At 61.4% G+C, this 24,993-nt stretch carries 25 protein-coding genes and 1 tRNA gene; 8 read left to right on the top strand and 18 right to left on the bottom strand.

Annotated elements, in window-relative coordinates; all coding sequences use genetic code 11:
• The first annotated feature begins 68 nt into the window (after positions 1–68).
• Together ACX2DJ_RS09410 and ACX2DJ_RS09405 are read left to right on the top strand one after the other, a co-directional pair.
• Positions 69–728: a squalene/phytoene synthase family protein gene (locus ACX2DJ_RS09410; RefSeq protein ID WP_462572581.1), complete on the top strand. Its 660-nt coding sequence runs from the start codon at positions 69–71 to the stop codon at positions 726–728.
• Between the two features lie 36 nt (positions 729–764).
• A complete protein-coding gene (locus tag ACX2DJ_RS09405) occupies positions 765–1,229 on the top strand; it encodes an EF-hand domain-containing protein (RefSeq protein WP_462572248.1) in 465 nt (154 codons plus the stop codon).
• Between the two features lie 19 nt (positions 1,230–1,248).
• On the opposite strand, the gene trmFO is transcribed toward ACX2DJ_RS09405, so the two are convergent.
• On the bottom strand, positions 1,249–2,631 hold the full coding sequence (trmFO, locus tag ACX2DJ_RS09400) for a methylenetetrahydrofolate--tRNA-(uracil(54)-C(5))-methyltransferase (FADH(2)-oxidizing) TrmFO (RefSeq protein WP_462572247.1): 1,383 nt from the start codon (positions 2,629–2,631) through the stop codon (positions 1,249–1,251).
• A gap of 25 nt (positions 2,632–2,656) precedes the next feature.
• Here trmFO and ACX2DJ_RS09395 point away from each other — a divergent pair, with 25 nt between their 5' ends.
• Positions 2,657–3,355: a lysoplasmalogenase family protein gene (locus tag ACX2DJ_RS09395; RefSeq protein ID WP_462572246.1), complete on the top strand. Its 699-nt coding sequence runs from the start codon at positions 2,657–2,659 to the stop codon at positions 3,353–3,355.
• A gap of 120 nt (positions 3,356–3,475) precedes the next feature.
• On the opposite strand, the gene ACX2DJ_RS09390 is transcribed toward ACX2DJ_RS09395, so the two are convergent.
• From ACX2DJ_RS09390 to ACX2DJ_RS09355, 8 genes are all read right to left on the bottom strand, one after another.
• Positions 3,476–4,060 (bottom strand): fasciclin domain-containing protein, encoded by a 585-nt coding sequence (locus ACX2DJ_RS09390; RefSeq protein ID WP_462572245.1) that lies wholly within the window; start codon positions 4,058–4,060, stop codon positions 3,476–3,478.
• On the bottom strand, positions 4,060–4,983 hold the full coding sequence (locus ACX2DJ_RS09385) for a hypothetical protein (protein ID WP_462572244.1): 924 nt from the start codon (positions 4,981–4,983) through the stop codon (positions 4,060–4,062). The genes ACX2DJ_RS09390 and ACX2DJ_RS09385 overlap by 1 nt, the downstream gene beginning before the upstream one ends.
• Positions 4,984–5,136: 153 nt before the next feature.
• Positions 5,137–5,212: transfer RNA gene (locus ACX2DJ_RS09380), tRNA-Lys, on the bottom strand.
• 121 nt (positions 5,213–5,333) lie between these two features.
• Positions 5,334–6,449 carry a rod shape-determining protein RodA gene (gene rodA / locus ACX2DJ_RS09375; protein ID WP_462572243.1) on the bottom strand — a complete coding sequence of 372 codons (1,116 nt, stop codon included), beginning with the start codon at positions 6,447–6,449 and terminating at the stop codon, positions 5,334–5,336.
• Positions 6,446–8,584 carry a penicillin-binding protein 2 gene (gene mrdA, locus ACX2DJ_RS09370; RefSeq protein WP_462572580.1) on the bottom strand — a complete coding sequence of 713 codons (2,139 nt, stop codon included), beginning with the start codon at positions 8,582–8,584 and terminating at the stop codon, positions 6,446–6,448. The genes rodA and mrdA overlap by 4 nt, the downstream gene beginning before the upstream one ends.
• On the bottom strand, positions 8,584–9,144 hold the full coding sequence (locus tag ACX2DJ_RS09365; protein ID WP_462572242.1) for a rod shape-determining protein MreD: 561 nt from the start codon (positions 9,142–9,144) through the stop codon (positions 8,584–8,586). The genes mrdA and ACX2DJ_RS09365 overlap by 1 nt, the downstream gene beginning before the upstream one ends.
• Positions 9,141–10,046: a rod shape-determining protein MreC gene (locus ACX2DJ_RS09360; RefSeq protein WP_462572241.1), complete on the bottom strand. Its 906-nt coding sequence runs from the start codon at positions 10,044–10,046 to the stop codon at positions 9,141–9,143. The genes ACX2DJ_RS09365 and ACX2DJ_RS09360 overlap by 4 nt, the downstream gene beginning before the upstream one ends.
• A gap of 12 nt (positions 10,047–10,058) precedes the next feature.
• Positions 10,059–11,102, bottom strand: coding sequence for a rod shape-determining protein (locus ACX2DJ_RS09355; protein WP_462572240.1), 1,044 nt, complete (start codon positions 11,100–11,102; stop codon positions 10,059–10,061).
• Positions 11,103–11,291: 189 nt separating this feature from the next.
• On the opposite strand from ACX2DJ_RS09355, the gene mutL reads away from it, so the two are divergent.
• Both mutL and ACX2DJ_RS09345 read left to right on the top strand, forming a co-directional pair.
• Positions 11,292–13,115: a DNA mismatch repair endonuclease MutL gene (gene mutL, locus ACX2DJ_RS09350; protein WP_462572239.1), complete on the top strand. Its 1,824-nt coding sequence runs from the start codon at positions 11,292–11,294 to the stop codon at positions 13,113–13,115.
• A gap of 62 nt (positions 13,116–13,177) precedes the next feature.
• Positions 13,178–13,420 (top strand): hypothetical protein, encoded by a 243-nt coding sequence (locus ACX2DJ_RS09345; RefSeq protein ID WP_462572238.1) that lies wholly within the window; start codon positions 13,178–13,180, stop codon positions 13,418–13,420.
• A 63-nt stretch (positions 13,421–13,483) separates the two neighbouring features.
• Here the strand turns inward: ACX2DJ_RS09345 and ACX2DJ_RS09340 are convergent, their stop codons facing one another.
• The 6 genes from ACX2DJ_RS09340 to pth form a co-directional block, all read right to left on the bottom strand.
• Positions 13,484–13,822: a GIY-YIG nuclease family protein gene (locus tag ACX2DJ_RS09340; RefSeq protein ID WP_462572579.1), complete on the bottom strand. Its 339-nt coding sequence runs from the start codon at positions 13,820–13,822 to the stop codon at positions 13,484–13,486.
• A gap of 96 nt (positions 13,823–13,918) precedes the next feature.
• Positions 13,919–14,377: a MaoC family dehydratase gene (locus ACX2DJ_RS09335; protein WP_462572237.1), complete on the bottom strand. Its 459-nt coding sequence runs from the start codon at positions 14,375–14,377 to the stop codon at positions 13,919–13,921.
• Between the two features lie 18 nt (positions 14,378–14,395).
• Positions 14,396–15,679 carry an alkaline phosphatase family protein gene (locus ACX2DJ_RS09330; RefSeq protein WP_462572234.1) on the bottom strand — a complete coding sequence of 428 codons (1,284 nt, stop codon included), beginning with the start codon at positions 15,677–15,679 and terminating at the stop codon, positions 14,396–14,398.
• Between the two features lie 17 nt (positions 15,680–15,696).
• Complete coding sequence (gene ychF, locus ACX2DJ_RS09325; RefSeq protein WP_462572233.1) at positions 15,697–16,797, bottom strand: redox-regulated ATPase YchF; 1,101 nt, start codon at positions 16,795–16,797, stop codon at positions 15,697–15,699.
• Between the two features lie 64 nt (positions 16,798–16,861).
• Entirely contained in the window at positions 16,862–17,857 is a 996-nt protein-coding gene (locus tag ACX2DJ_RS09320; RefSeq protein WP_462572232.1) for an SDR family oxidoreductase, read from the bottom strand.
• A 43-nt stretch (positions 17,858–17,900) separates the two neighbouring features.
• The gene (gene pth, locus ACX2DJ_RS09315; RefSeq protein WP_462572231.1) at positions 17,901–18,470 is read right to left on the bottom strand and encodes an aminoacyl-tRNA hydrolase; all 570 of its coding nucleotides are present in this window, start codon (positions 18,468–18,470) and stop codon (positions 17,901–17,903) included.
• A 112-nt stretch (positions 18,471–18,582) separates the two neighbouring features.
• Here pth and ACX2DJ_RS09310 point away from each other — a divergent pair, with 112 nt between their 5' ends.
• The gene (locus ACX2DJ_RS09310; RefSeq protein ID WP_462572230.1) at positions 18,583–18,792 is read left to right on the top strand and encodes a hypothetical protein; all 210 of its coding nucleotides are present in this window, start codon (positions 18,583–18,585) and stop codon (positions 18,790–18,792) included.
• An 81-nt stretch (positions 18,793–18,873) separates the two neighbouring features.
• Here ACX2DJ_RS09310 and ACX2DJ_RS09305 read toward each other — a convergent pair whose 3' ends face one another.
• The 3 genes from ACX2DJ_RS09305 to ACX2DJ_RS09295 all read right to left on the bottom strand — a co-directional run bounded on the left by ACX2DJ_RS09305 (position 18,874) and on the right by ACX2DJ_RS09295 (position 21,489).
• Positions 18,874–19,557: a 50S ribosomal protein L25/general stress protein Ctc gene (locus ACX2DJ_RS09305; protein WP_462572228.1), complete on the bottom strand. Its 684-nt coding sequence runs from the start codon at positions 19,555–19,557 to the stop codon at positions 18,874–18,876.
• 118 nt (positions 19,558–19,675) lie between these two features.
• Entirely contained in the window at positions 19,676–20,560 is an 885-nt protein-coding gene (locus tag ACX2DJ_RS09300; RefSeq protein ID WP_462572227.1) for a TraB/GumN family protein, read from the bottom strand.
• Positions 20,557–21,489 carry a TraB/GumN family protein gene (locus ACX2DJ_RS09295; protein WP_462572226.1) on the bottom strand — a complete coding sequence of 311 codons (933 nt, stop codon included), beginning with the start codon at positions 21,487–21,489 and terminating at the stop codon, positions 20,557–20,559. Before ACX2DJ_RS09295 ends, ACX2DJ_RS09300 begins: the two co-directional genes overlap by 4 nt.
• A gap of 179 nt (positions 21,490–21,668) precedes the next feature.
• On the opposite strand from ACX2DJ_RS09295, the gene ACX2DJ_RS09290 reads away from it, so the two are divergent.
• Both ACX2DJ_RS09290 and glyS read left to right on the top strand, forming a co-directional pair.
• Complete coding sequence (locus ACX2DJ_RS09290; RefSeq protein ID WP_462572225.1) at positions 21,669–22,583, top strand: glycine--tRNA ligase subunit alpha; 915 nt, start codon at positions 21,669–21,671, stop codon at positions 22,581–22,583.
• 117 nt (positions 22,584–22,700) lie between these two features.
• Entirely contained in the window at positions 22,701–24,938 is a 2,238-nt protein-coding gene (glyS, locus tag ACX2DJ_RS09285) for a glycine--tRNA ligase subunit beta (protein WP_462572224.1), read from the top strand.
• The last annotated feature ends 55 nt before the right edge of the window (positions 24,939–24,993 follow it).

The following is a 24,993-nucleotide window of genomic DNA, read 5'->3' as shown; positions in this document are numbered from 1 at the left end:
CCAGAAAACGTGGACTTATCCTGAATATTCGGTTGACGCCGCGGCCTGGCAACGGCGTAACGCAAGCGATGCTGAAAGAAGATCACGAGGCCCTGCCTCCCGAGCAGCGCCTTGCGCTGTCTTATACAAGGCCTGATTTGCGGCCCGCGTTGGCTAGTTTCTTCGCGCTGGACCGCCGGTTTGGGCAGATTGTGGCCAAGACCAGCGAGCCGGTAATGGGGCAGATGCGGCTCGCCTGGTGGCGCGAACAGCTTGAAAAGCCGGTCAGTGATCGCCCTGCGGGTGATTTGCTGCTCGATGCGGTCAGTCAACACTGGGCTGGTCAGGAAGAGGTTCTGCTGTCGTTGGTCGATGGATGGGAAGAGCTGTTGGTGGTCCCCACGTTGACGCCCGCCGTTGCCGCGCGATTCTGTACCAGGCGCGCCCGCGCGCTATCGCTGATGGCGGCCACTTGCGGCAACGGGGCAGGTGTACGTGCACAGGCGGCGGGTGAGCGCTGGGCCGCCGCCGACGCTGCGGTGCATGTCAGCAGCGATGAGGAACGCGAAGTTTTGCTTGCAACCGGGCTGGGCCGGGCTTCGGGGAAGGGCGGTATTGCGCGGGGCATGCGCGGGCTGGCGGTGCTCGAAGCGCTTGCGCTGCGCTCATTGCGGCGCGGAGGAAAGCCACTGATGGATGGGCGAGGTGCTGCGTTGGTTGCATTGCGGGCGGGATTGCTCGGGCGCTGAAAAACGGTATCCTGCCGAGTGTGGCAGGAGGGTCGTATGTCGCGCATATTATTGGGTCTTTTTCTGGGTCTCGCGCTCGCAAGTGTGGGGCTTTACTGGTGGGAGGGGCGCGCACAAGTCGAGGAAAAAGCGCCGCCACCGCCCAGTCCCGAACAGGCTGGCCCATCGCCGGATGAATTGCCGATCACCAACCCTGGCGACATGCAGGGCCCCGTGCCGCCGGAAGCTACCGAACTGACCCGCGAGCAGCGCCGCTTCTTCCGTTACGATCGCAATCGCGACCGGGTGATCACCCGCATCGAAATGTTATCGACGCGCAGCGACGGGTTTCGCGACCTCGACAAGGACGGCAACAACCTGCTGACCTTCGAGGAATGGGCGGTGACTACGGCAGAGCGGTTTGAAGGCGCCGATGCTGATGGTGACGGGAAACTTACACCCAAGGAGTTCGCTACAACAGCCCCCAAACCGGGCGCGAAGAAGGCATCTTGCCGGTGCTGACAGCTACTGGCGCGCCCGTTTAGGCGGTGGCCGGCTCCAATATGCTGGCCAGCCACTCGCCGAAATCCTGCTTGGCACGGCTTGTATAAGCTTCCTTGCGCTGCTTCTTCTTCACTTCGTGCAGCGGCGGGAACAGCCCGAAATTGACGTTCATGGGCTGGAATGTATCGGCCTCCGCGTCGCCGGTGATGTGGCTCAATAACGCACCGATTGCCGTGGTGCGGGGCAGGGGCGGGCATTCGCGACCGGCAAGCTCGAATGCAGCCATCATCCCCGCAATCAGCCCAACCGCACTCGATTCCACATAACCCTCGCATCCCGTCACTTGCCCCGCGAAGCGGATATGCGGCGCGTTTCGCAACCGCAATTGCCGATCGAGCACCAGCGGCGAATTGAGGAAGGTGTTGCGGTGCAGCCCGCCAAGCCGCGCGAATTCGGCATTTTCCAGACCCGGAATGGTGCGGAACAATTCGATCTGAGCGCCATATTTGAGCTTGGTCTGGAAGCCGACCATGTTCCACAGCGTGCCCAGCTTGTTATCCTGCCTCAGCTGCACCACGGCATAGGGCCAGCGGCCCTGCGGGTGCTCTTCGCTGGTGTCATAGGGGTTATCCAGCCCGACCCCCTTCATCGGCCCGTAGCGCAGCGTTTCGACCCCGCGCGCCGCCATGACCTCGATCGGCATGCACCCATCGAAATAGGGAGTGTCCTTTTCCCACTCGCGGAACTCGGTCTTCTCGCCATCGATCAGCCCCTGATGGAAAGCGAGATATTGCTCCTTGGTCATCGGGCAATTGATATAATCGCCCCCCTCGTTCGAGGCCGCAGTGCGCTTGTTCCAGCGCGACTGGATCCAGCATTTTGACATGTCGATGCTATCGCGGTGGACGATGGGGGCGATGGCATCGAAAAATGCCAGCCGCTCCTGTCCGGTAGCGGCAACGATACTGCCCGCCAGCGCCTGGGCGGTAAGCGGCCCGGTGCTGACGATCGTCATCCCCGCATCGGGCAGGCGATCGATCCGCTCGCGCACAATTGTGACATTGGGATGCTCTGCCAGCGTGCGGGTGACTTCGTGCGAGAATACATCGCGGTCGACCGCCATCGCGCTGCCAGCGGGCACCCGTGCCATCTCGCCCGCGCGCATGATCAGTGAATCGAGTCGACGCATTTCGTGATGCAGCAGGCCGACGGCGTTCCTCTCGTCATCATCGCTGCGGAAACTGTTGGAGCATACCAGCTCGGCCAGGCCATCGGTCTGGTGAGCGGGTGTCAATTCTCCCGAACCGCGCATTTCGGACAGGCGCACCTTGAATCCGCGCCTTGCCAGCTGCCACGCGGCTTCGCTTCCGGCCAGGCCGCCGCCGATGATATGCACGTCATGAGTGTCTGATTGGGTCATTACAGGCTGCACCTAGAGCTTGCCGATGTCATTCTTCAAGTCCAAGAGTGCCTCCAAGGGGGAAACCATGCCCAAACGCGCTCTTATCGAACACCGGCCCTGGCTGCTCGCCAGCATTATCGCGGCAATCGCTTTCTATTTCCTGCGCGACAATCCGCTGGGCGAAGTGTGGCTGATAATGATCAAGGGCCTCGCGGTCGGCTGCCTGGCGTTCTACGCGATACGGCGGGCGACGGGGCCTGACGCCGCGATCATTGCTGCGGTGATGATGTTCGGGGCACTGGGCGACATGGGCATCGAGTTCGATTTCGCCCTTGGCGGCGGGTTGTTCTTCATCGGACATGTGCTGGCGATCTGGCTGTACCTGCGCAATCCGCGCGAGCACCGCTCGCCCAGCCAGAAGGCACTGGCGGTCGTGCTGCTGTTGGGCACGCCGGCGATCAGCTGGCTCTTGAGCCATGACTGGGCGGTAACGCTTTACGGGCTGGCACTGGGCGGCATGGCATCGACTGCCTGGATGAGCCACTTTCCGCGCTATCGCGTGGGGATTGGGGCTGTGCTGTTCGTCGTCTCGGACTGGCTGATCTTCAGCCGGATGGGCCCGGTCGATCTAGGCGTGCTGCCGCATTACCTGATCTGGCCGCTCTATTTTGCCGGGCAATTCATGATCGCAACTGGTGTGGTGCAGACCCTGCGCCACGAACTGGCTGACGAAGACGATTAGAGCCAGCAGTTTGGGAATCCTGTTTACGGGTCTGTAGGTCTAGGGTCCTCACCCCAGACCTACAGATTATGTGCCGACACCCGGATGGTCGCTCTACAAATTAGCGATAGACGTGGGTTGTCATTCGGGCGGGGGGATCAGGCGATCGATGCGATAGACCACATCGTTCCCGGCGACGATTGGTGCACCGACTATTCGCGGTGCTTCATTGCCTTGCCCAATCGTGATGGTCGCGCCGTCCCGGTACAATGTGATTGGCGCGGCGCCCATTGTAGCCAGCTCCACCGATCCATCCTCATCCGACAAGCTTTTTTCCAGATCCGAAGCAAGGACATAACCAGGCGCTATATGCTGCCGTAGAACTGCGATCAGTTGCGGGCGATTCTCCGTGCTTTCAATAGCTTGACGCTCAGCCGAATCGAGAGAGTTCCATGCACCATCAACCGGTAGAAATACGGTGTAACTTCCTTCCCCGTCGAGCGCGGCCCCTAGCTGGGCTGCGCCGATAAGTCTGGTTGATATTGACAGGTCAGCATCATTGCCAATGGCCGTTGTCACCATTTCGCTGTTGGCGATTGGATCGGCACGCTCATTGTCAGCTGCTTGCTTGTCATTGTCCTGGCAAGCGCCAAGCATGGCGGCAAGCGCAATAACGATCGACAATTTCTGGATTGCCGGGCGACGAGATTTGTTACCGTACGCCATCAGACGACCAATTCGATGATTTGACGGACAAGCTGCGTTGTCGGATCAATCTCGTAAACGTAGCCATCATTATAGCGGTAATAGTTCGCCTCGTCGTCGGTATATCGGTCTCGGTAATTGTAGGGCACATTATAAACTTCGTAGCCCGGCGGCGCTGGCGAGCCGACGTTCCAATTGTCGCCAGTCAATAAACCGGCGATGGAACTGATCCTCTGGGTCTCAGGATTTACCCTGAAAATCGCGCCATCTGCATAACGAACGCCGCTGTTTGCACCCGATCCATAGTAGCGCTCATAATAAGGCGAAACCTGGTAATCAGTGAAACTCTGGGGCCACGCATTGCCGTTGAATAGCGCTCCGCCAAGAAGCGGCACGATGCCCTGTACGAGGCTTGTCGCCGGATCGATGCGATATGCAAATCCTTGGTCGTAACGCCAGTCATCGCTGCGATTTCTGCCAAACAGGTTTGAATAGCGGTCCCAACGCGTTCCCTCACCAAACTTGCGTGCTTGACCGGGGGGTAGGCAGCCGTTGTCCTTCTTCGCAAGCCCTGGAGGACATCCCTGGAAGCTGGGTTCGGGCCTGATGTAGCGGCCGTTCTCTACGGTACGCCTCGGGAAATTCTCAATGCGCCCATCTTGACGGCGCGAATTAGTTACAGGCCTGTCATTGTTCGGGCCGGCATTGTTGCCGGATTGAGCGTTTTGATTTGCGACGTCCGGTGTGCGCGCCTTGGCCTTGTTCTGCGCCTTGTTCTGGGCCTTGTCAGCGCGGTTGGCTACTGCACCCGGGCCGCCCTTGTTGTCGGCTGGTTTGCTTTTCTCGCTACCCTGTTTGTCATTCCCGTTGTTCTGTGCGTGCGCAGGGAGTGCCAATGGAAGGCTAAGCAGTGCAATTCCGGCTAGAAGTATTTTATTTCGCATATCAATGCTCCTCGACACTATTAAACGTCGCATGCATGAAATTGTTCCGCGAAACTAAGAATATCGGTGTTCCGGTTCTGGCCGCCGAGACCCGCGTTGCTTTGCACAGCCTCACAAAGAGCGTGCAAAAACCCGTCTAGCCTTTGGGGAGGATGGTGGACGCACTAGGGCTCGAACCTAGGACCCGCTGATTAAGAGTCAGCTGCTCTACCAACTGAGCTATGCGTCCACACCCGACCTTTGAGATCGACCTGTTCCGGTAGGCCCAAGGCCGCTGTCCGAATCAGGAGAGGCGCTCATATAGCGCCCATGCAAATAAAGGGAAGGGGCAGTTCGCAAGGTGTCGGCAATCAACCCAGCCCGCGCCGGGGCGTCTCCCGATTCCAGCGGTTGACCATCATCAGCGTACCTATGCAGAGCATGTTGGTGAGCATGGAAGAACCGCCGTGGCTCATGAAGGGAAGCGGAATCCCCACCACAGGCGCCAGGCCCATCACCATCATCAGATTAATCGCCACATAGAAGAAAATGGTGGCGGTCATTCCGCCAGCCAGCAGCCGCCCGAAGCGGTCTTGCGACCGAATGGCAACCTTCCAGCCCCATCGCATGATCAGCGCAAAGACCACCAACACAAACACGCCGCCAACCACGCCCCATTCCTCGGCCATGGTCGAGAAAACAAAATCGGTGTGGGGTTCGGGCAGATATTGCAGGTGGCTTTGTGAGCCGTTGTTGAAGCCCTTGCCGGTAATCCCGCCCGAACCGATCGCGATCTTGGACTGCGTAATGTGATATCCCGCCCCCAGTGGGTCGCTTTCCGGATCTAGAAAAGTTGTCACGCGCCGCTGCTGGTACTCCTGCAGGCCGAAGATGAACGCCAAGGGCGCGGCCACCGCTGCCACTCCTGCGCCGATCACGAACCAGCGCATCGGCAAGCCCGCCAGCAACATCACCACCGCCCCCCCGAAAGCGATCGCCAGCGCTGTGCCCAGATCGGGCTGCATCAGCACAAGCCCCATCGGCATGCCGATCAGCACTGCCGGTATTGCCAGTGCCTGCCAACTCCCGATCATCCCGGCGGGCATGGTGGCAAAGAAGCGCGCCAGCACCAGCACGATCATCGGTTTCATCAGTTCGGATGGCTGGAGCACGATCGGGCCGAGATCGAGCCAGCGTTGGCTGCCACCGCCAATCGCACCAACGATTTCGACCGCCATCAGCAGCAGCAGCACGATCAAATAGCCAGGATAGGTCAGGAACTTGACCAATTCGACTGGCACCATGGTGATGATCGAAGCCATCACCAGGAATATTCCGAAGCGCAGCAGGTGCGAGGCGGCAAAGGGCTGCATCGAGCCGCCCGCCGCAGAATAAAGCACCGCCGCTCCGAAACCGACAAGCAGGATAAGCGGGATCAGCATGGCCCAGGGCTGGCGCGCAATGGGTTGGGGGATGAGGGAGTTCATTCGCCCGCTCCCGTGGACACCTGCCCGACTGAAGAAGGAGATGACGGGGGAGATGGCGGGGGAGCTGGCGAGGGCGATGGTAAGGGAGTTTGAGAAGGAACCGGCGTGGCGGCGGGGTTCGCTTCAGGCCGCGGTGTCACCGCCTCGTTGGCAATCTCTTCCGCCTGGGTGGCAGCAGCGCGCGCTTCGGCTTCCACCCGATCGAATATTTCTTCATCGCGCCGCGGTGCGGGGCTGACAAATTCCCCGCGCTCAGCAGCATAGGCTGCGTATTTGGCGGCGAGCCGTTCCTGCGCATTCCCGCCCCATTGTTCTTCAAACGCCTTGAGCCGCGCCAGCCCTTCTGCCGGATCAAACATAAAGGTCATTACGTCGCGCGCGATGGGATAGGCCGCGCCCGATCCTCCGCCATGTTCAATCACCACTGCCCCGGCATAGCGCGGGTTGTCGAACGGGGCGAAGAAGATGAACAACCCGTGGTCGCGATATTTCCATGGACCGCTCTTGCCGTCAGACTTGCTTAGCGACACCACCTGCGCAGTGCCGGTTTTGCCTGCCAGCAGCACATCGGGAATTGGCAGGCGCGCCCGACCGGCGGTGCCCGGTCCGTTAACGACGTCGCTCATCGCCTGGCGCACAAATTGCACCTGCTCCAACGGGAAATCGATTTCGTTGAAGCCTTGCGGCTTTGTGTCGAGGGAAAGCCGGGGCATCACGTGGCGGCCCGTAGCAAGGCGTGAGGCCATCACCGCCAGTTGCAGCGGGCTAGCCAGCATATAGCCCTGTCCGATGGTGGCATTGACAGTGTCGAACGCCTGCCATTCACGGTTATATTTCTTTTGTTTCCAGGCCGGATCGGGGACAGTGCCATAGAACTGGCTGGTGACGGGCAAGGGGAATTCCTGCCCCATGCCGCATTTGCGCGCCATCGCCGCAATCGGATCCATCCCCACACGCTGCGCCATGGCGTAGAAATAAACGTCGCAGCTCTGGTAGATGCCCTTGGCCATATTGACATGGCCGTGGCCGCGCCGGTTCCAGCAGCCGAACACACGATTGCCAACCCGCAAGCCGCCGCCGCAGAACACCGTTTCCTCGGGATCGATCCCCTGGCCCATCAGCGCCATCGAGACCATTGGTTTCACCGTCGAACCGGGGGGATACAGTCCTTTGAGCACCTTGTTGCGCAGCGGCACGCGATCGTCATCCCGCAGCATGGCATATTCGATGCTGCCAATCCCGTCAGAAAAACTGTTGGGATCGAAGCTGGGCATGGATGCCATGCACAACAGGTCACCACTGCGGCAGTCCATTACCACCACCGATCCGGATTCCAGGCCAATGCGGCGCGCGGCGTAGTCCTGCAAAGGGCCGTCAATGGTGAGGCGCACCGTTTCGCCCTGGACATCCTCACGGGATTCGAGATCGCGCACGATCCGCCCGGATGCGGTCACTTCGACCCGCCTCGCGCCGGGGACGCCGCGCAGGGTTTGCTCGAATTGCTTTTCCAGCCCGTCCTTGCCGATCTTGTAGCCGGGCGTGATCAGCAACGGATTGCGGTCCAGCTCATATTCCTCGGCCGAAGCGGGGCCGACATAGCCGATCAGGTGGCCCACGCTGGGGCCGGTGGGATAGAACCGCGAGAAACCGCGCTGCGGCACCACGCCCTGCAGATCGGGCAGGCGCACGCTGACCGTTGCGAATTGTTCGTAGTCAAGCCCGCTCGCGACTTCGATGGGCTGGAACCCGCGCGAATCCTTGATCTTGGCCTTGATATCCGCGATCCGGTCCGGCCTGAGCGATAACAGCTGGCCCAGCTGATCGACGGTACGATCGGGATTGCGCAGCCGTTCGGGGATCACGTCAACGCGGAAATCAGCCCGGTTCGAAGCGAGCGGCGCGCCGTTGCGATCAAGAATCCAGCCGCGGCGCGGGGGGATCAGCGTCAGATTGACCCGATTGCTTTCGGATTCGGTGCGATACTTCTCGTTCTCGGCAATCGCCAGGTAAGACATGCGCGCGGCGAGCAGCACACCAATCCCGCCCATCATCGTGCCTACAACAAAGCTGCGCCGGTCAAACCTGTTCTTGAGCTGATTGGCGGTAACGGAATTGCGCGCCCCAAGCCGCCCCATCACGCAACCTCACGGATACGTAGGAGCCGCAGCCGGTCAAACCAGCCAATCAGGCCTGCGGTTACCGGAAACAGAACCAGTGAGACGGCAAGCTGAGGCAGGCTTGCCACCAGCAGCGGGCCAGTGAGCCACGTGCCGGAAAACGCCAGTGCAACCGGGATATAGACCCCCAGTGCGATTGCTGCCGCTCCCCAATCCTGCCAGAATCCGCGCCAGGGAAAACGTGCTTCAACCCATTCGATGATAAGCATAGCTAGCGACCATAGCAGAATTCCGCTGCCGAAGGGCTGGCCGCTGTACAGATCGTCAAAGGCGCCCAATGGCAGGCCCGCCCAGCTGGGCAGCAATCCGGGTCGCATCAACCGCCAACCCACCAGCATCATGAACCCGAACGGTGGAACCAGCGCGCCGGTGGTGCTGATGAACAAGATCGGCACAAGCGAGCCGAGCATGATCGTGGCGTAGGGCACTGTATTTGCCAGCAGAGGCGAAGGCTCGCGGTTGATCCGCTTGCGATAGGGGTTGGGCCGTGACGTGTATTTGAGGTTGTTCTGTATCACTGGTCCGTCACCGGCTCGCTAAGCGCCTCATCGGCCGATTGCCGCGAGGCTTCGACCTGTTCGGGCTGCCAGATCGGCTCGATGCTGACATACTCGCTTGCGGCGGGATCCGCGACCAACCGCGCCAGGCCGCCATCGGGGCGGGTTTCTGTAAGAATTGCCACTGCCGCGCCGGGGCGATAATATCCGCCCGCTCCGCTAGTCACAAACACGTCACCAGGCTCGAGCGGATTGATCCCCAGATTGATCAGGCGAATGCGCAGCAAGCCGTCGCCGCGCCCTTCGGCAAACGCAACCAGGTCATCGCTTGCACGGCGCACGGGCAACACGCTCTCGCTATCAGTCAGCAGCATGACGCGCGATGTGCTGCTGCCAGTTTCGAGAACGCGCCCCATAACCCCCCGCGCGGAACGCACCGGCATTCCAACCTTGACCCCCTGGCGCCGCCCCGCTCCGATATATGCAAAGCGGCGGGCACTGGCTGCAGTAGAGCCTGTGATCGTGGTCACCGCGACCGGTGCCGTTTCCGTCTCGCTGAGTCCGAGCAACCCCTTCAGGCGCAGGTTCTCCTGCTCTGTTGCCTCCGCTTCAGCCAAGCGGATGCGGGCCAGTTCCAACTCCTGGCGCAGCGCCGCATTCTGGCTGCCCGCACGGAAATATGCGGTGATCGTGCCGACAATGCTGCCAGACCCGCTGCGTACAGCAGATGTTGCCTGACCCGCCGGCTCGACCGCATCGCTTGCCACGCCGCGAAGTCCACTGAAGGCTGACGGCTGCCACAGCGAAATGCCCAGCAACACTGCCCCGATCAGGGCACCGATTGCGGCAACCAAATAGCTGGTGAAAAGCGAATACTGCGCCCTGCGAGAATGGCCGGAACGCCGGGACGAAGGCGGCGCCATGCGGTCCGCTCCTTATTCCTGCATCAAGACGCCGCGATAGATCGGATCTTCCATCGCGCGCCCGGTGCCGATTGCCACGCATGACAGCGGATCCTCCGCAACGCTCACCGGAAGCCCGGTTTCCTCGCGCAGATGTTCGTCGAGCCGCTTGATAAGCGCCCCTCCACCGGTCAGGACGATACCCTGGTCCACAATATCGGCGGCCAGTTCGGGCGCCGTATTCTCCAGGGCGATACGCACGCCTTCCACGATCGCCCCGATTGGCTCGGACAATGCTTCGGCGATATGCGCCTGGTTGATCATAATCTCCTTGGGCACGCCGTTCACAAGGTCACGGCCCTTGATCGAGAAGGTTTCACCAATCCCGTCTTCGGGCGCAACGGCAATCCCGTAATCTTTCTTGACCCGCTCTGCCGTAGCGTCTCCGATCAGCAGATTGTGATGGCGGCGGATGTAAGAAACGATTGCTTCGTCCATCTTGTCACCGCCGGTTCGCACCGAGGTGGTGTAGGCAAGCCCGCGCAGCGAGAGCACTGCGACTTCGGTGGTGCCACCGCCGATATCGACCACCATCGAGCCAACCGGTTCGGTCACCGGCATATCAGCCCCGATTGCCGCAGCCATCGGTTCCAGGATCAGGTAGACTTCGGAAGCACCCGCATTCGATGCGGCATCACGGATCGCGCGCTTTTCAACCGAAGTCGCGCCCGAAGGCACGCAGATCACGATTTCGGGATAGCGGAACAGGCTGCGCTTGCCATGAACCTTGCGGATGAAGTGCTTGATCATCTCTTCGGCGATCTGGATGTCGGCAATCACCCCGTCGCGCAGCGGGCGGATCGCCTGGATCGTGTCGGGCGTTTTGCCCATCATCATCTTTGCGTCAACGCCCACCGCCTTGACCCGCTTGTCGCCATTGATGGTCTCGATCGCGACCACCGAGGGTTCATTCAGGATGATGCCCTGATCCTGGACATAGACCAGCGTATTGGCCGTCCCCAGGTCAATGGCCATGTTGTGTGAACGGAATTTCAGCAGGTTGGAAAAGAAACTCATTCTAGTTGGTGTTCCATGGATATGATCGCGTCGGTGGTCGAGCCAGCGCAAGCCCTGCGATCCGCAATTGACGGGATGGACAAGCTCTAGTCCATAGCTACGCAAAAGGCCAAAATAATTGTTTACAGCAAGGCGTATTTTCCACTGCTGGCCTCGAATTTGTGGCGCTTGGCCGCTAGCGTGCGGACAATGCCCGAAATTCGCCGCCTTCCTGAAAGCCTGGTCAACCGCATCGCGGCGGGCGAAGTGGTTGAGCGGCCCGCCGCTGCGCTCAAGGAGCTGGTTGAAAACGCCATCGATGCTGGCGCCCGGCGGATCGATGTCAGGCTGGTCGAGGGCGGGCTCGGCAAGATCGAAGTGGTCGATGACGGTTGCGGCATGTCTGCAGGCGAGATCGCACTGGCGCTGGAACGGCACGCCACCTCCAAACTGCCCGATGACGCAATCGAGCAGGTAAACACCCTGGGCTTTCGCGGCGAAGCGCTGCCTTCGATCGCCAGCGTGGCGCGATTGAGCATCGAGAGCCGTGTGCGCGGGGCTGACAATGGCTGGAGGCGAGTGGTCGATCATGGCCAATTGGTCGAGGAAGGGCCAGCCGCGCTGCCGCCGGGTACGCGGGTCAGGGTGGAACAGTTGTTTGCCAAGGTGCCCGCACGCCGAAAGTTCCTGCGCACGGCGCGCAGCGAATATGCCGCCTGCCTTGATGTGGTGCGCCGCCTGGCAATGGCGCGGCCCGATGTGGCATTTTCGCTCACCCATGGTGACCGGCGTATTCTGGGGCTTCAGGCGGGTGAAGCCCTGGCTGATCGGGTTGCGGGGATCATCGCGCGCGAGCTGAAAGACAACAGTGTGGCGATCACTGCCGAGCGTGACGGGCCAAGCGGCATTATGCGGCTTACCGGCATCGCGGGGCTGCCAACCTACAATCGCGGGGTTGCCGATCACCAGTATCTGTTCGTCAACGGGCGCCCGGTGAAGGACCGGCTGTTGGTGGGCGCGGTGCGCGGCGCCTATGCCGATATGCTGGCGCGTGATCGGCACGCGGTGCTGGCCCTGTTTCTCGACCTGCCGCCCGAAGATGTCGATGTGAATGTGCATCCGGCCAAGACCGAGGTGCGCTTCCGCGATGCGGCGGGCGTGCGCGGATTTATCGTTTCGGGGCTTCGGCAGGCGCTCAGCACGGGGGACCGGCGCAGCGCGCAGGGCCCGGATCGCGGTGCGATGGAGCGCTGGCAGCAGGAACCTGTCCAGGAACCCGCTTCAGCGCTGCGAAGTATATTCGAGGGGCGCGATTGGTCGGCGCAAAAGCCGCGCGTCAGCGAAGCGGGGCAGGCCTGGCGCGCCTATGAAGGCGAAATCATGGCGCGCGATGACTATGCGCCGCAAGGCAGGGCTACAGAGGCCGAAGAACGGGCGGACGCCGCAAATGATTTCCCCCTCGGCATTGCGCGCGGGCAGGTCGCGGGCACCTATATCGTCGCCGAGGCGGCAGACGGGCTGGTGCTGGTCGATCAGCACGCCGCGCACGAACGACTCGTGCTGGAGCGACTGCGCGCGGCGGGGGCAGGGGATGCGGTCGCCCGCTCGCAGGCGCTGCTGGTGCCCGATGTGGTCGAGCTGGACGAGGTCGATTGTGACCGATTGGAGGAAGCGGCCGATGGCTTTGCCAAGTTCGGCCTGGTGATCGAGCGCTTCGGCCCCGCCGCGATGCTGGTGCGCGCAATGCCGCATGCCCTGCGCAAGGGCGATCCGCAGGCGCTGCTGACCGATCTGGCCGACGATATCGCCAAGCACGGGCAGGCGTTGCTGCTGGAGGAAAAGCTCGAACATGTGCTCGCCACCATGGCCTGCCACGGATCGGTGAGGGCGGGGCGGGTGCTGCGCGTCGAGGAAATGAATGCTTTGCTGCGCGAGATGGAGCGGACCCCGCGCTCAGGCCAATGCAATCACGGCCGCCCGACCTGGGTCAAGCTGAGTATGGAAGACGTCGAGAAACTGTTCGGGCGGCATTGAAGAGGGAATGACCGCTAACGACGACATTGCGGACATTAATTGTATCTGCCATTCGGAACTGGATGCTTACTCGAACACGATTGACGCTGGCGCTGGCGGGCGCGCTATTCTTGGCCGCGATAGCCTACGTCGGATTTGCGAACGAACTGCTTAAAGATGCGGTTTCGCCCCTGCATCGTTTCATTTTGTTGACCGGCTTTATACTTGGCGCCGGAGGCGTGTCGCGCTGGCTCATGGTCCAAGATGTGAAACGCAATCTGGAGCGAATTAAGCGTGCCCGTTCTAACCGTGGGAATGGCAGCTAACCACCCAATTGCAGACATACCACGTTTGAAAAACGGGAAAGTTCGCTGGCCACCCACAACTCGTCATTCCCGTGAAAGCGGGAATCCATTCCGGAGCAAGGGCTCAAACCCGAATTCTTCGGCGAGGTCGCGCCATCTCGGGTTTCCCGCCTCGATCAATTCGATCTTCCATGCGCGGCGCCACTTCTTGATCTGCTTCTCGCGCAGGATCGCCCGTTCTACCGTCGAATGCTGCTCGAACCAGACGAGCTTGCGCACGCCATACTTGCTCGAGAAGCCCTCGAATGTGCCGTTTCGATGCTGGGCGATGCGTCGGAGTAAATGTGATGTCACCCCTAGGTAGAGCGTGCCGTTATAGCCTGACGCAAACAGGTAAACAGTCGGGTGGAAGTCATTGCACATCAAAGGGTTGATAGTAGATTCCCGCTTTCGCGGGAATGACGAGGAGAAGAATTGCACACCGACGTCCACTTCCCACCCAAGGTCGGACTGTCACCCCTAAATCGGCGCACCCGGCTCCCGCACCGCGATCAACCCGTTAGAGGTCATTTCCAGCACGATCTCATCGTTCTGGTTGAATACCTGCGCGCGGCTCTTGAAGATGCCCATCTCGGGCCGAGACTTGCTGCGGCGCTTCTCGATCACTTCGCTTTCGACGCGCAAGCTGTCACCGGGATAGACCGGCTTCTTCCACTGGAGGTTGTCGACACCCGGCGAGCCGAGCCCGGCCTGTTTCGTGCTCTTCATATTCTCGACCATCATCGCCATGGTCATGGCGCAGGTATGCCAGCCGCTGGCCGAAAGCCTGCCGAAATGGGTCTTCGCCGCAGCCTCGTCATCGAGGTGAAAGGGTTGCGGATCATATTTGCGTGCGAATTCGAGCACTTCCTCGCGCGTTACCTCATAGTGGCCAAAGCTTTGCCTTGCGCCGATTTGCAGGTCTTCGAAATAGATCATGTCTGGCGTTCCGCTGTGTCATTCATCCATGGCAAGGGCAGGGCGCAAAGGCGCCAGCGCAGGCTGTGATGGAGCAGAACCGGGCAAATTCAGCAACTGGCGTAATAGAGGAGCCACTGCCGTATTGTCGAAAGTCTCAAGCTTCACGCCGCTGCGGAAGGCAGGGCCGTTGGCGATCAACAGGGCGCGCATTTCCGGCGCCTCATGGTCATAGCCATGGTTCCCGCCGCTCCATTCGCCTGCAGGGCGCGAGGCGGTTATGGTCCATCCGGTTTCCGGGAGGCAGAGATAGGGCGGGATGCGGCTATGCGTGCCGTAATCAAAGCGCGCGGGGATTTCTTCCTTGCGCCAGCAGGTCATGCGATCATGCGGCGCAAGCAGCAACTTTTCGAGCGCCGCAGTATTGCCATCGGTGGCTTCGAAGGTCGCATAGGCACCGCTTTCGACCATGCGATAGAGCGAGGGGTCGACAATTTCCTCGATCGCGATCACCCGCTCGCTGCTGGTCGGTGCCATGCCGTGATCGGATACAATCACCAGATTGGCCGGTTGCCCCAGATCGGCCAGCCCGGCGATCAGCATGGCGATATGGCTATCGACATCGCGCAGCGCGGCGTGAACCTCTTCGCTCTCCGGCCCGCCATCGTGCCCGGCGGTGTCGATCGTGTCGAAATATAGCGTCACGAAGCGCGGACGGATATTGCCTGGGCGGCGCAGCCAATCGAGCACGCTGTTGACCCGCTGGGTGTTGCTCACCTGCATGCTGAACGCCTGCCAGTCCTGCGCCATTATACCGTCATCCACCGGCCCCCAACCGCGCATGGTGCCGCCCCATGGCACAGCCGATCCGGGCCAGAACATTGCGGCGCTGCGCACACCGGCCTGCTCGGCCTCTACCCACAGTGGTTTGGCCTCGCTCCACCACCACGGATCGACCGTGGCCATGGTGAAGACTTCGCCTGGTCGCCGCGCATCCTCCATCTTGTTGGCGGTGATGCCGTGCTTGTCGGGCACGAGCCCCGTCACCAGCGTCCAGTGATTGGGAAAGGTCTTGGTCGGAAAGGAGGGGCGCATCGCCGCGCTGGCGCCGGTTGCAGCCAGCGCATCCAGCGCCGGGGTGAGGCCGCGCTCGAGATAATCGGGATGGAAACCGTCGATCGAGACAAGGATAGTGACCGGCGCGCGCTGGTCCGCTTGGCTCGCCGCGCTTGAAGCCGGGGCAGGGGCCTGCGCCAATTGCGGGGCGCACGCCGCGAGCAAGCCCGCCATCCACAGCGCAGCGAACCTTGCCCATATCTGCATTGCCCTAACTCCCGGGATCAAACATTAAACTTGAAGTGCAGCACATCACCGTCCTGCACGACGTATTCCTTGCCTTCCTGGCGCAGCTTGCCGGCTTCCTTGGCACCGGATTCTCCGCCCAGCGCGACATAGTCGTCATAGGCGATGGTCTCTGCGCGGATGAAGCCCTTCTCGAAATCACTGTGGATTTCGCCCGCCGCTTGCGGCGCCTTGGCGCCCGCCGGAAAGGTCCACGCGCGCGCCTCCTTGGGGCCGCAGGTGAAGAAGGTCTTGAGGCCCAGAAGTTCATATCCGGCGCGGATCACGCGGGCGAGGCCGCTTTCGCTCAGGCCCAGTTCCGCGAGATATTCGGCGCGGTCTCCTTCATCCATCGTGACCAGTTCGGCCTCGATGGCGGCGGAAACGACCACGGCCTGTGCACCTTCGGTCCTGGCCTTGTCGAACACCGTGGCAGACATCGCATTGCCTTCTGCCGCGTCTTCCTCTGCCACGTTACAGACATAGAGCACGGGTTTGGCGGTGAGCAGCTGCGCCTGGCGGAAGATGCGCGCTTCTTCATCATCCTTGGGTTCGGTCAGCCGCGCAGGCTTGCCCTCGCGCAGCAGGTCGAGAGCTTGCCCGAGCACCGAAGCCATCAGCTTGGCTTCCTTGTCGCCGCCGGTGGCGCGCTTGGCTGCGGCGGGCACACGCTTTTCGAGGCTTTCAAGGTCAGCCAGCATCAGTTCGGTCTCGACCACTTCTGCATCGGCCAGCGGATCGACCTTGTTGGCGACATGCTGAATGTCGTCATCCTCGAAGCAGCGCAGCACGTGAACGATGGCATCGACCTCGCGGATATTGCCCAGGAACTGGTTGCCCAGGCCTTCGCCCTTGCTCGCGCCTTTCACCAGGCCCGCGATGTCGACAAAGGCCAGCTGGGTTGGGATAACCTTGGCCGAACCCGCAATCGCGGCGATCTTGTCCAGCCGCTCGTCAGGCACGGAAACCTGGCCAACGTTGGGCTCGATCGTGCAGAAAGGATAGTTCGCGGCCTGCGCGGCCTGCGTCTCGGTCAATGCATTGAATAGGGTGGACTTGCCAACATTGGGCAGGCCCACGATCCCGCAACGGAAACCCATCGAAAACTCCGGAATAGAATGTTGGAGCGCGCCTTAGCGGGCGAAGGTGCCAATGGCCAGAGCTTCAGACGTTGTGCACCGCCTTCACCCACGGACCGAAGGGCGAATTGCCCAGCATGGCGACCTGCGTTTCCGCACTCACCTTGTTGATCGCTTCCTGCGGCTTGGCGCCTGGATGCACAGCGCGGCGCAGCGGGCGAGTGCCCGCGGGCATGGCGATGATGTCCGCTATGGCATGGGGAACGTCCATCGGATCGGCGGTGCGGCGTGTGCCGTCTTCCTTGCCCATGCGGTCAACCAGCGCGGGATAGGCGTCGGCCTGTTCGGGCGTCAGCCGGTCCTTGAGCTCGCTCGCAAGCTGGTTGCGGTTGACCCACACCTTGGTGGGATAGCCGCCGGGTTGAATCACACATACCTCGACGCCGTGGGGCACGAGTTCATAGGCCATCGCCTCGCTCATGGCCTCGAGCGCAAACTTGGTGGGCGAATAGTGGCCTGAGGAAGGCACGATTACCCGCCCAAGCTGCGAGGAGATGTTGAACACCAGCCCGCTTTTCGCTGCACGCATTCCGGGCAGCACCGCGCGCGCCATGCGGTGCGGGCCATAGACGTTGGTGTCGAAGATCAGCTGCGTCGCGATCATGTCCTGCAGCTCGATCGGCCCGGCATAGCCGACTCCGGCGTTATTGATCAGCACATCAATCGGGCCGCCATTGATCCGCTCGGCCTCGGCCACGCCGGCCCCGACCTGCTCGTCGGAAGTCACGTCAATCTCGATAACATGCAGGTCGAGCTGCTCCTTTTCCGCCAGCTGGCGCAATTCGTCCGCCTCGGGGCGGGGGAGGCCCCGCATTGTAGCGAATACGCGAGCGCCAAGGCGGGCATAATGTTCAGCACCGAGCCGTCCGAAACCGGATGAGCATCCGGTGATCAGGATCGACTTGCCCGACAGGCCCGGTTCGGCAGCAACCTGATCGGGCTGTGCAAAGGAAGCGGTGGCAGCAAAGGCGCCGGTTGCTGCGGCCCCGGCAAGCAGGGAACGACGATCGATTTGAGGCATGGCAAAAAGCTCCTTGGAAGCCACAACGCACAAGATGGCAGGTCTATCCCTGCATGCGCAAGGCAATGTCGCTCATGAACCGCGCATCGTCGCCGCTGGCAAGCCATTCAGCCTCCGCCGCGATGGCACCGAGCATATGGGCAAGCTCGTCCAGCTCGCTCTTGGCGTAGTTGCCCAGCACGTGGCCGGTGACCCGGTCCTTGTGGCCGGGGTGGCCGATCCCGATCCGGACACGGCGGAAATCGGCTCCGAGATGCTGGTCGATCGAGCGCAAACCATTATGCCCCGCCGTGCCGCCGCCCTGCTTCACCTTGACCTTGAACGGGGCAAGGTCGAGCTCGTCATGAAACACGGTGAGGGCATCGATACCGAGCTTGTAGAAGCGCAGCGCTTCACCCACGCAGCGCCCGCTTTCGTTCATGAAGGTCGCGGGCTTCAGGATCAGGATCTTGTGCGTGCCAATGCGGCCTTCCTGCACCCATCCTTGAAACTTCTTTTGCACCGGGCCGAATCCATGCATGTCGGCGATGACATCCACGGCCATGAAACCGACATTGTGCCGGTGCATCGCATAACCCGGTCCGGGATTTCCAAGGCCAACCCAAATCTGCATCTGCGCGCCCTAGCATAAGCTCGCAAAATGCAAACTACGCTTGCGAATTCCGATTGTTGTGGCTTCATCCGGAATGTAACTGGGCCTGGCAATATTTTCGGGATGATCGCCAATGAAGTTCAATATCGTTTTCGCCTCCATGGCGCTGCTTGCCCTGACGGCATGTGCAACCACCGAGCCGGGCTGGACGGGGCAGGGTGCCGTTCCCTTTGGTGAGGCAAAAGCCGCCTGCGAAAGCTCCACTGCCGGCATAGATGGTGAAGGGGCGCGCCATGATGCTATGACAGACTGCATGGCGTCCAAAGGCTGGACGCGCGACTAAGGTCGCTTTCCCAAAAGCAAAACGCCAGGGCTCTTTCGAACCCCGGCGCCTTGGTGATTTCGCGCTTTTGCGAAGCGTGGCTTACTCGGCTTCGCCTTCAGCTTCATCTGCTTCGTCGCCGCCCTGTTCAGTGGCTTCGACTTCGTCAGCCGCAACTTCTTCCTCAGCGTCAGATTCGGCACCCTCGGCCTTCTTGAGCGCAGACGGAGCGACCAGCGTAGCGATGGTGAAGTCACGATCGGTGATCGCGCTCTCGCTGCCTTCGGGCAGGTTGACTTCGCTGATGTGGATCGAATCGCCCACTTCCTTGCCGGTGACGTCGATCACGATCTCGCCGGGGATCTTGTCGTTTTCGCAGATCAGCTCGATCTCGTGACGTACAACATTGAGCACGCCGCCCTTCTTGAGGCCGGGCGATGCTTCTTCATTGGCGAACACGACCGGAACCGAAACTTCGATCTTGCCGCCTTTGGTCATGCGCAGGAAATCGGCATGTTCGGGGCGATCGGTGACCGGATGGAGCGCCACGTCCTTTGGCAGGGTGCGGATGCGCTTGCCGCCAAGGTCGATCTCGACGATCGAGTTCATGAAGTGGCCGGTGCCCAGCTGGCGGGCCAGTTCCTTCGCCTCGACGTGGATCATCACGGGTTCTTCTTTTCCGCCGTAAATCACAGCGGGTACACGGCCATCGCGACGCAATGCACGGGAGGCTCCCTTGCCAGCCCGTTCGCGCGCTTCGGCCGGCAGGGTCAGAGCATCGCTCATGTCACTTACCTTTCGAATTGCTTGCTTGGTTCACTTCGCGCGCCACGCCTCCAGGGATGACCATGACGCCGAAGGGCGGCCCTTTAGGGTGCTTGGCGCCGAATGGCAAGCTCTCTCGCTACTGAACGCGGGTGACCTTGTAGCCGCGCTGGCGCAACATGGCGGCCAGCCCGTCAGGCCCTACCAGATGCGCTGCGCCCACTGCCACCATCGGTTTACGGCCGCGCTCGATTTCGGGAAGTAACTGCCCGATCCAGTCGCGGTTGCGATCAGTCAAAAGTGCCGCCCGCAGCTCCGGATCGGCCAGAATGCCGCTTTCCGTAGCCTTGACCAGCGCCGTTTCATCCCCGGCCAGCCAGGCACGCCGTAATTCGCCGGGGTCCTTCCGGTGCCGGTCGAAATCGTCGATCACTCCAGTCAGAAGATCACGCTGCTCGCTTTCGGGAAGGCTGTCGAATATGCCCAGCTGCTTTTCGGCGCCTTCGAATTCGGCGATTTCCCTGCCCAGAAACTCGCGGATGATTGCGCGATCAGCGCCATTGGCGGATTCGCCCGTATCGCCCAATTGCGCCAGCAGCAGCGCCACTGCCCAGGTTTCCGTGCCGGAAAGTTCGCCCGGGGTGAAGCCGGATTCGTGAATCATGCTGAACAGTCTGGGGCGGTGGCTTTGTGGAACCTTGAGTCCCACGTCGGGTTGCCCTGGCGTAGTGGCTAGTCGCGAATAGATCGCGCGAATCCCGGGCTCGTTTTCCAGCGCTGCGATTTCCACCATCAACATGCCGGCATCGGCAATTGCTGTTTCGAGTTCCGGGGTGCGCCATTGGGTACGGCTTGGCAGCGAGTGGATCGTACCGAACAGCCATGCCTGCGGTTCGCCCGAACCGACGGAAACCCGATAGAGCAGGGGCGAGGCCCGCGATCCATCGTCAATCGGCGCATTGTCCTGTTGGCAACCCGCCAGAACCAGCGCCGCCAGCGCAGCAAAGGCCGCTCGCCAGATCACTGGATCCTCACTACCTCGACATCGCGAGCCTTGAGCGCATCCTGCACGCTTTGCTCGCCGGCAAGGTGACCTGCGCCCACCGCTACAAATACCGAACCGGGCGTGTCGAGCCGCTCGTCAATCCATTGTGCCCAGCTGCGGTTGCGCGAATAGAGCAGCGCTTCGGCAATGTCGGGATCGGTCAGGCCTTCATTCATAAGGGCCGCCAGCGCTTCGGCATCACCCTTAATCCATTCGGCCACCATCCTGTCGAGCATCGGCTTGATTTCATCGATCCCGTCGGCTGCTTCGATCAGGAATTTGACCTGCGATGCCTGTGGCAGTTCATCGAAGATGCCGATCTGGAATTCGATCGTTTCCAGCGCCTGCTGTTCCTTTTCACCCGCTTTGGCCAGAATTACCTTTTCTACACCGGCATCGGGGGAATAGCCCTGTTGCAACAAGGGCAGCATTGTCATCATCATGCCGGCATACCACGGTTCGAACCGATCGAACGCCGCCGCCGGAATGCCAAGCTGCCCCATTGCCGCCTCGTAAGATGCATTTTGCTTCTCGTTCAGCAAGCTGCGCAGCGTGGCCCCCTCAGGAAGCACGCCCTTGGTCATCACCAATTGCTGCATCTGGGCGGCCATGTCCGGGGTGATCTTGATCTCGGTGACGATGCTGTCGGCCGATGCCAGTGCATTCTCGATCGCGCTGGAATACCATTCGACATTGCTGGGCAGCGCATGGACGGTGCCGAACAGGTAGATCGTGGTATCTTCATCCGCCACCTTCCACAGGGCCGGGCCCGCAAACGCACTTTCGGCCACGGGCACCGCACCTGATGCCGCCGCCGCGCTCGCTTCATCTTGCGCGAGAGCCGGTGCGGTCAGCAGCGTGGTGGCTGCCCCCATGGCTAAAGCGATCCTGCGGATGATTGCCGTCATTGATTGATATTCCTGTTGCAGTCGGTTGATGCGATAGGTGATAGCCGCAGGATGACTGAACACTCAATGAAAAGGATTGATGCGGCGTTTCCTTTTGTTGGAAACGGACGATTTCCATCGCCGCAGATGCTGCGATGCGGCATTGACGGTGGGCGGGGCATGAGCCATGGGCGCTGCCCATGAGTGCTCAACCGGCCACACGCAATCCGCAGGCGTCTTTCCAGGACATGATCCTTGCGCTCCACGATTACTGGAGCGCGCAAGGCTGTGTCATCCTGCAGCCCTATGACATGCGCATGGGCGCGGGTACTTTTCACACCGCCACAACGCTGCGCGCACTGGGACCGCAGCCCTGGAACGCCGCCTTTGTCCAGCCCTGCCGCCGCCCGACCGACGGGCGCTATGGCGAAAACCCCAACCGGCTTCAGCATTACTACCAATATCAGGTGATCCTGAAACCAAGCCCGCCCGATTTGCAGGAGCTCTATCTAAAGAGCCTCGAAGTAATCGGCATCGATCCGCTGAAGCACGATATCCGCTTCGTCGAAGATGATTGGGAATCGCCCACGCTGGGCGCCTGGGGGCTGGGCTGGGAGGTCTGGTGCGACGGGATGGAGGTGACCCAGTTCACCTATTTCCAGCAGATGGGCGGGTTCGATTGCAAGCCGGTGGCGGGCGAGCTGACCTACGGGCTCGAACGCCTCGCGATGTATATCCAGGGCGTCGACAATGTGTACGATCTCGCCTTCAACACGCAGGGCGTTACCTATGGCGATGTGTTCCTCGAAAACGAACGCCAGATGTCGAAGTGGAACTTCGAGGTGGCCGATACCGATGCCCTGTTCGACCTGTTTGGCAAGGCGGAGGCGGAATGCCGCAACTGCCTCGCCAACGACTTGCCCATCGCCGCTTATGAGCAGGCGATCGAGGCCAGCCACATCTTCAACCTGTTGCAGGCGCGCGGCGTGATCAGCGTGCAGGAACGCGCCAGCTACATGGGCCGGGTACGCGATCTGGCGCGGGGCAGCTGCGAGGCGCACATGGCCAAGGAAGCGCCGATCTGGGCCGAGAAATATCCGGAGTGGTCGGCATGAGTTCGGTAGCCTTCGAATCTGGCGCACGTCATTGCGAGCGTAGCGAAGCAATCCATGGACCTGTGCGTTGGATTGCCGCGTCGCCTTCGGCTCCTCGCAATGACGGTGGTTGGGCCAATGCCTGACTTCCTCCTCGAATTGCGCTGCGAAGAAATCCCCGCCCGGATGCAGGCCGGTGCGCGGGCGGAGCTGGAAAAGCTGTTCCGTCGCGAGATGGAGAGTGCCGGGGTTACGGTTGCCGACGTCACCGTGTGGTCGACGCCGCGGCGGCTCACGCTGATCGCGCGCGACCTGCCTGAAGCCACCGAAGCGGTGAGCGAGGAAGCCAAGGGCCCGCCCGAAGGCGCGCCCGATGCCGCAATCGACGGCTTCTGTCGCAAGAATGGTGCCACCCGCGATCAGCTGGAACTGCGCGACGTAAAAGGCCGCAGCACCTGGTTTGCAGTGATCGAAAAGCCGGGCAGGGCGATGAAAGACCTGCTCGCCGAAGCGATCCCCGCCATCATCCGTGACTTCACCTGGCCCAAATCTATGCGCTGGGGCGCTGCCTCGATCAGCACGGAGAGCCTGCGCTGGGTGCGCCCGCTCTCGGGCATCGTCGCAATATTGGGCAGGGAGCTGGTCGATTGCGAGATTGACGGGATCGCCAGCGGTTATGCCACCAGGGGCCACCGTTTCCATTGCCCCGGCGAGATTACCATTGGCGGTGTGGACGACTATCAGGAGAAACTGCGCGCCTGCCATGTGATCGTCGACCATGAGGAACGCGCCGCGCTGATCCGCGAGGGTGCGGCAAAACTCGCGGCGGATGCAGGGATGGTGCTGGTCGAGGATGAGGGGCTGGTGATCGAGAACGCGGGGCTCACCGAATGGCCGGTGCCGCTGCTCGGGCGCTTTGACGAGGCTTTCCTTGATGTGCCGCCTGAAGTGATCCAGCTCACCGCGCGGGTGAACCAGAAGTATTTCGTGTGCAATCCTCCCCGAAATGGGGAGGGGGACCATCCGCAGGATGGTGGAGGGGCACCCTCGGCTGCCCCGCTCGCCAACGCCTTCATCTGCACCGCCAATATTGATGCTGAAGACCCGGCAGTAGTGGTTGACGGTAACCGCAAGGTGCTCGCCGCGCGGCTTTCCGATGCGCGCTTCTTCTGGGAGCAGGATCAAAAGACGCCGCTCGCTGAACATGCGAAGAAGCTGGAACGGATCACTTTCCACGAGAAGCTGGGCACCGTCGCCGACAAGGCCAAGCGCGTGGCCAAACTCGCGCGCTGGCTTTGCGAGGAGGGGATTGTTACGAATTCTCCCCTCCCCGGTGGGGAGGGGCCGGGGGTGGGGGTTCCCACTCCTCAGGCGCCTGACACCCATCCCCAACCCCTTCCCTCAAGGGAAGGGGCTTCCTTGGCCGATCTCGCCGAACAGGCTGCTCGCCTGTGCAAGGCCGATCTCGTCACGGAAATGGTGGGCGAATTCCCCGAATTGCAGGGCCTGATGGGCGGCTATTATGCCGCGAAGGAAGGTCTGCCGCAGGAAGTTTCGGACGCGATCCGCGATCACTACAAGCCGGTCGGCCAGGGCGACCTCGTTCCCACCGCTCCGGTGACGGTGGCAGTGAGCCTGGCGGACAAACTGGATACTTTGCGAAGCTTTTTCGCCATCGACGAAAAGCCAACGGGGTCTAAAGACCCCTTCGCACTACGCCGGGCTGCGCTTGGTGCCATCCGAATTATTCAATCAAACGGCCTGCGCTTCAGCGTGGCTTCGGGCGAACTCCTCGAATTCTTCGCTGACCGGCTCAAGGTCCAGCAGCGCGAGGCCGGTGTCCGCCACGATTTGATCGACGCTGTGTTTGCGCTGGGCGGCGAGGATGACCTTGTTCGCCTGCTCGCCCGCGTCCACGCCCTCCAGGCTTTCATGGAAACCGAAGATGGCGCCAATCTGCTCGCCGGATACAAGCGCGCGGCGAATATCCTGAAAAAGGAAGACTGGCACGGGTCGCGCGGGGAGATCAGATCAACCGGAGACGAAGACCCGCTCGAAAACGTAGACGATCCGCAGATGCGCGAAATCTACGCGGAGCAGCTATCCCCGCTTTCCTACACGCTGGAAGATGCGGAAAAGGCGCTGATCGATGCGCTTGACGCTGCCGAGCCGAAGGCTGTGGCTGCGATCGAAGCCGAGGATTTCGCCGCCGCCATGTCGGCCCTGGCCAGCTTACGCGCGCCGATCGACCGGTTCTTTGAAGAGGTGATTGTGAACGCCGAAGAAAAGCATGTGCGCGCAGCCCGCCTCGACCTGCTAGCCCGCCTGCGCGGTGCGGTGCACCAGGTGGCGGACTTCAGCCGCATCGAAGGTTGAGGAATTAACGTCAAGACACTGTTCCATGTGTTCCATCGGTTCAGGCAAACAGGAA

It is taken from the genome of Altererythrobacter chaiwopuensis, from assembly GCF_054957755.1.
Note: the sequence above shows the minus strand (reverse complement) of the source record. Positions and strands in the feature narration are given on the sequence as shown.

Excerpts from the sequence above, each read along its gene's own strand:
- ACX2DJ_RS09410 (WP_462572581.1), top strand. The coding sequence starts at position 69 with ATGCTGAAAGAAGATCACGAGGCCCTGCCTCCCGAGCAGCGCCTTGCG.
- ACX2DJ_RS09405 (WP_462572248.1), top strand. The coding sequence starts at position 765 with ATGTCGCGCATATTATTGGGTCTTTTTCTGGGTCTCGCGCTCGCAAGT.
- trmFO (WP_462572247.1), bottom strand. The coding sequence starts at position 2,631 with ATGACCCAATCAGACACTCATGACGTGCATATCATCGGCGGCGGCCTG.
- ACX2DJ_RS09395 (WP_462572246.1), top strand. The coding sequence starts at position 2,657 with ATGTCATTCTTCAAGTCCAAGAGTGCCTCCAAGGGGGAAACCATGCCC.
- ACX2DJ_RS09390 (WP_462572245.1), bottom strand. The coding sequence starts at position 4,060 with ATGGCGTACGGTAACAAATCTCGTCGCCCGGCAATCCAGAAATTGTCG.
- ACX2DJ_RS09385 (WP_462572244.1), bottom strand. The coding sequence starts at position 4,983 with ATGCGAAATAAAATACTTCTAGCCGGAATTGCACTGCTTAGCCTTCCA.
- rodA (WP_462572243.1), bottom strand. The coding sequence starts at position 6,449 with ATGAACTCCCTCATCCCCCAACCCATTGCGCGCCAGCCCTGGGCCATG.
- mrdA (WP_462572580.1), bottom strand. The coding sequence starts at position 8,584 with ATGGGGCGGCTTGGGGCGCGCAATTCCGTTACCGCCAATCAGCTCAAG.
- ACX2DJ_RS09360 (WP_462572241.1), bottom strand. The coding sequence starts at position 10,046 with ATGGCGCCGCCTTCGTCCCGGCGTTCCGGCCATTCTCGCAGGGCGCAG.
- ACX2DJ_RS09355 (WP_462572240.1), bottom strand. The coding sequence starts at position 11,102 with ATGAGTTTCTTTTCCAACCTGCTGAAATTCCGTTCACACAACATGGCC.
- mutL (WP_462572239.1), top strand. The coding sequence starts at position 11,292 with ATGCCCGAAATTCGCCGCCTTCCTGAAAGCCTGGTCAACCGCATCGCG.
- ACX2DJ_RS09345 (WP_462572238.1), top strand. The coding sequence starts at position 13,178 with ATGCTTACTCGAACACGATTGACGCTGGCGCTGGCGGGCGCGCTATTC.
- ACX2DJ_RS09340 (WP_462572579.1), bottom strand. The coding sequence starts at position 13,822 with ATGTGCAATGACTTCCACCCGACTGTTTACCTGTTTGCGTCAGGCTAT.
- ACX2DJ_RS09335 (WP_462572237.1), bottom strand. The coding sequence starts at position 14,377 with ATGATCTATTTCGAAGACCTGCAAATCGGCGCAAGGCAAAGCTTTGGC.
- ACX2DJ_RS09330 (WP_462572234.1), bottom strand. The coding sequence starts at position 15,679 with ATGCAGATATGGGCAAGGTTCGCTGCGCTGTGGATGGCGGGCTTGCTC.
- ychF (WP_462572233.1), bottom strand. The coding sequence starts at position 16,797 with ATGGGTTTCCGTTGCGGGATCGTGGGCCTGCCCAATGTTGGCAAGTCC.
- ACX2DJ_RS09320 (WP_462572232.1), bottom strand. The coding sequence starts at position 17,857 with ATGCCTCAAATCGATCGTCGTTCCCTGCTTGCCGGGGCCGCAGCAACC.
- pth (WP_462572231.1), bottom strand. The coding sequence starts at position 18,470 with ATGCAGATTTGGGTTGGCCTTGGAAATCCCGGACCGGGTTATGCGATG.
- ACX2DJ_RS09310 (WP_462572230.1), top strand. The coding sequence starts at position 18,583 with ATGAAGTTCAATATCGTTTTCGCCTCCATGGCGCTGCTTGCCCTGACG.
- ACX2DJ_RS09305 (WP_462572228.1), bottom strand. The coding sequence starts at position 19,557 with ATGAGCGATGCTCTGACCCTGCCGGCCGAAGCGCGCGAACGGGCTGGC.
- ACX2DJ_RS09295 (WP_462572226.1), bottom strand. The coding sequence starts at position 21,489 with ATGACGGCAATCATCCGCAGGATCGCTTTAGCCATGGGGGCAGCCACC.
- ACX2DJ_RS09290 (WP_462572225.1), top strand. The coding sequence starts at position 21,669 with ATGAGTGCTCAACCGGCCACACGCAATCCGCAGGCGTCTTTCCAGGAC.
- glyS (WP_462572224.1), top strand. The coding sequence starts at position 22,701 with ATGCCTGACTTCCTCCTCGAATTGCGCTGCGAAGAAATCCCCGCCCGG.